This is a genomic window from Actinosynnema sp. (assembly GCF_052038725.1).
Genome location: NZ_JBQGCX010001492.1, coordinates 1 through 3,727 on the forward strand (window position 1 = coordinate 1; position 3,727 = coordinate 3,727).

The 3,727-nt window shown below is 72.0% G+C and carries 3 protein-coding genes; all 3 read right to left on the bottom strand.

The genetic code is table 11. The features are described from left to right. Nucleotides 1-272 precede the first annotated feature (272 nt). The 3 genes from ACTUAL_RS31510 to ACTUAL_RS31520 all read right to left on the bottom strand — a co-directional run bounded on the left by ACTUAL_RS31510 (nucleotide 273) and on the right by ACTUAL_RS31520 (nucleotide 3,651). Complete coding sequence (locus ACTUAL_RS31510; protein WP_440902772.1) at nucleotides 273-1,970, bottom strand: FAD-dependent oxidoreductase; 1,698 nt, start codon at nucleotides 1,968-1,970, stop codon at nucleotides 273-275. Nucleotides 1,971-2,144: 174 nt separating this feature from the next. Next, entirely contained in the window at nucleotides 2,145-2,351 is a 207-nt protein-coding gene (locus tag ACTUAL_RS31515) for a hypothetical protein (RefSeq protein ID WP_096497078.1), read from the bottom strand. Between the two features lie 166 nt (nucleotides 2,352-2,517). After that, nucleotides 2,518-3,651 carry a GuaB3 family IMP dehydrogenase-related protein gene (locus tag ACTUAL_RS31520; RefSeq protein WP_015805217.1) on the bottom strand — a complete coding sequence of 378 codons (1,134 nt, stop codon included), beginning with the start codon at nucleotides 3,649-3,651 and terminating at the stop codon, nucleotides 2,518-2,520. Between the last annotated feature and the right edge of the window lie 76 nt (nucleotides 3,652-3,727).

The window sequence follows — 3,727 nt, forward strand, 5'->3', positions numbered from 1 at the left end:
CGTCCCTCTTTCCCGTTTGGCCTGGCGAAGCCCGAGCACGCTCGTCAAGATGCCGCCGCACTGTCCGGAAGACCGGGGTGTCAAACGGCGTCTTGACGAGCGTGCTTGCCTGAAAGGAGGCCACACGGGAAAGAGGGACCCGGACCACCGCAGTGGTAAACGGGACCACAGGACCAACGGTCACCGGCCGGCAGAGCCCTGTCCCCTCTTTTTTGGAGGTCTGCCCCGCCGGCGAGGCGTGCTTGTGGCTCTTCAGCTCTTGATCTTGCCCTTCACCGCAACGCCCTCAACGCCCCCACCGCCCCCTCCGGCACCACCGGCGCCTTGGGCCGCACCGCCCGCACCCTCCGATACCGCTCCCCCTGCGCAGGCCGGGTATCCCTCTCCCCCGCGTTCGGCCACAGCGAGAACGCCCGCTCCGCCTGAGCCGCGATCGTCAACGACGGGTTGACCCCGAGGTTCGCCGACACCGCGGCCCCGTCCACCACCGACAACCCCGGATACCCGTGCACCCGCAGATACGGGTCCACCACCCCACTCCCCCAGTCCTCCCCGATCGCGCACCCGCCCAGGAAGTGCGCCGTCATCGGCACGTCGACCAGCTCCCCGATCGACCCGCCCGCGATCCCGCCGATCTCCTCGGCGGCCAGCTCGCTGGCCCGCGCCCCGGCCGCGATGTACGACGGGTTGGGCGCGCCGTGCCCCTGCCTGCTCCCGAGCTTCCACCGCCCGAGGAACCCGCGCTTCCCGAACGTGGTCAACGAGTTGTCCAGGCTCTGCATGACCAGCAGGATCACCGTCCGCTCGCTCCACCTCCGCACGGACAGCAACCTCGCCGCCCGCACCGGGTCGCGCGCCACCGCGGCCAGGAACTGCGCGAACCGGGGCGTCGCACTCGCCCCGTCGGTCGCCAGGGTCTGCAACAGCCCCATCAGGTTGCTCCCCCGCCCGAACCGCACCGCCTCCACGTGCGTGTCCGCGTCCGGGTGCATCGAGGACGTGATCGCCACCCCGGTGCTGAAGTCCCGTTGCGGGTCGACCCGGAACCTTCCGGCCCCCGTGATCGCCGCCGAGATAGTCCTGGTCAGCTCCCCCACCCACGGCGACAACCCCGGCAGGACCCCCTCGTCCCGCATCCGGTGCAGCAGCCGCTGGGTCCCCCAGGTCCCCGCCGCGAGCACAACCTGCCGCGCCGTCAGCACCCGCTCCGCCGACCGCGGCCCGCCCGTGCGCCTGATCCGCACCGCCCAGGTCCCGTCCCCCCGCGGCCGGACCTCGGTCGCAGTGCTCATCGGCAGCACCCGCGCACCCGCCGACTCCGCCAGGTGCAAGTAGTTCTTGACCAGCGTGTTCTTGGCCCCCACCCGGCACCCGGTCATGCAGGCCCCGCACCGCGTGCACCCGGCCCGCGAAGGTCCCGCCCCACCGAAGTACGGGTCGTCGACGACCTCCCCCGGCCGCCCGAAGTGCACCCCCACCGGCGTCGGCCGGTAGCTGCCCCCGACCCCCATCCGCTCGGCGACCCGCTCCAGCACCACGTCGCTCGGCGTGCGGTCGGGGTTGGTCACCACCCCCAGCACCCGGCCGGCCTGGTCGTAGTGCGGGGCGAGCTCCGACTCCCAGTCGGTGATGTGCGCCCACTGCCGGTCCAGGAAGAACGCGCTGGGCGGCCGGTACAGCGTGTTCGCGTACACCAGCGACCCACCGCCGACCCCGGCTCCCGCCAGCACCACCACGTCCCGCAGGACGTGCACCCGCTGGATTCCATAACACCCCAGCGCGGGCGCCCACAGGTACCGCCTCAAATCCCACGAGGTCTCGGCGAACTCGTCGTCGGCGAACCTCCGCCCGGCCTCGACGACCGCGACCCGGTACCCCTTCTCGGTCAGCCGCAGCGCCGCGACGCTGCCGCCGAACCCCGACCCCACCACCACGACGTCGTGGTCGACGCCCCCACCGGGTTCCGCCATGGGCCGACAGTACGTGCGACTCCGGGTAACGCCCAGTGCTCAACCGGTTCAGCGGACCCCGCGACTTCGGGCCACGGGGCCGCCGCTCTCACCCACCGCTCTCGCTCTTGCCCGCTCCCTCTCCCGCCCTCTCCTGCCCTCTCCTGCCCGCTCCCGCCCGCTCCAGCGAGCGGTCTAGTCGGTCCAGAAGCGCAGGGTGGTGGCGCTGTACCCGCTCAGGTCCCCCACCAGGAAGGACCCGACGACGACCAGCAGCACGACGAGCACCAGGACCGCGGCGAGGACGACCAGGACGTGACGCCTGCGGGCGAACGGCGGTCTGCGCGCGGGCTCGGATTCCCGCTGGTCATCGGCCGTTCCGGAGAAGAGGTCATCGATCACGGGGCACAAGCCTACGGATCTCGGGGTGATCCACTTCCGGTTAGGGGGCGACCCGAGCCTCACCCGCACGGGTCAGCGCCTCCCACCGAACGCGAAGAGCCCCGCCGAGCCCCTCACGGGACCCGAGCGGGGCTCGGCGCAACAAGCAGGCGGAACCAGCCGGGAACTACCCCCGGATGGTCAGCCCGACCTTCTGGAACTCCTTGAGGTCCGAGTACCCGGTCTTCGCCATCGCCCGGCGCAGCGACCCGAACAGGTTCGTCACGCCGCGCGGGTCGACCGACGGCCCGAACAGCAGGCTCCGCAGGTCCACCACCTGGTCGACCCCGGTCGACACGTGGCTGCGCGGCACCGACGGGTGCGCGGAGGCCGCCGTCCAGTACAGCCCCTGCCCCGGAGCCTCGGCGGCGCCCGCGAGGGGCTCGCCCAGCATGACCGCGTCCGCGCCGCAGGCGATCGACTTGGCCACGTCGCCGCTGGTCAGCACCCCGCCGTCGGCGATGACGTGCACGTACCGGCCACCGGTCTCGTCCAGGTAGTCCCGCCGAGCCGCGGCGGCGTCGGCGATGGCGGTCGCCATCGGCACGCCGATGCCCAGCACCGAGTCGCTGGTGGTGACGCCCGGCGTGTACCCGTACCCGACGATGACGCCCGCCGCGCCGGTGCGCATGAGGTGCATCGCGGTCCGGTAGTCGCCGACGCCGCCCGCGATGACCGGGATGTCCAGGTCCGCGATGAACGACTTCAGGTTCAGCGGCTCACCATCGCGCGACACGTGCTCGGCGGAGATGATCGTGCCCTGCACGACCAGGATCTCCACGCCCGCGGCCAGCAGGTCCGGGGTGAACTCGGCCGCGTGCTGCGGGCTGACCCGCACCGCGACCGTGACGCCGGAGTCGCGCACCTGCTTGATCGCCTGGGCGACCAGGTCCATCCGCACCGGGGCGGCGTGCAGCTCCTGGAGCACCTTCACCGGCGCGGCCGGGTCGTCGGTGTCCTCCACCGACTGGACCAGGCGGAACAGCGCCTCGTCCACGTCGGCGTGCCGGGCCCACAGGCCCTCGGCGTTGAGCACGCCCAGACCGCCCAGCTCCCCGACCGCGACGGCCGTGCCGGGCGACACGATGGCGTCCGTGGGGTGGGTGATCAGGGGGATCTCGAACCGGTAGGCGTCGATCTGCCACGCCGTCGAGACGTCCTTGGAGGACCTGGTCCGCCGGGACGGGATGATCTCGATGTCGTCCAGCTCGTAGGCCCGCCGGGCGGTCCTGCCCATGCCGATCTCGACCAGATCGCGCACTGTTGTCCTCTTCTCCGCGAGATCCGCCTGGTCAGCGGGTGGTGTAGTTCGGGGCTTCGACGGTCATGGTGATGTC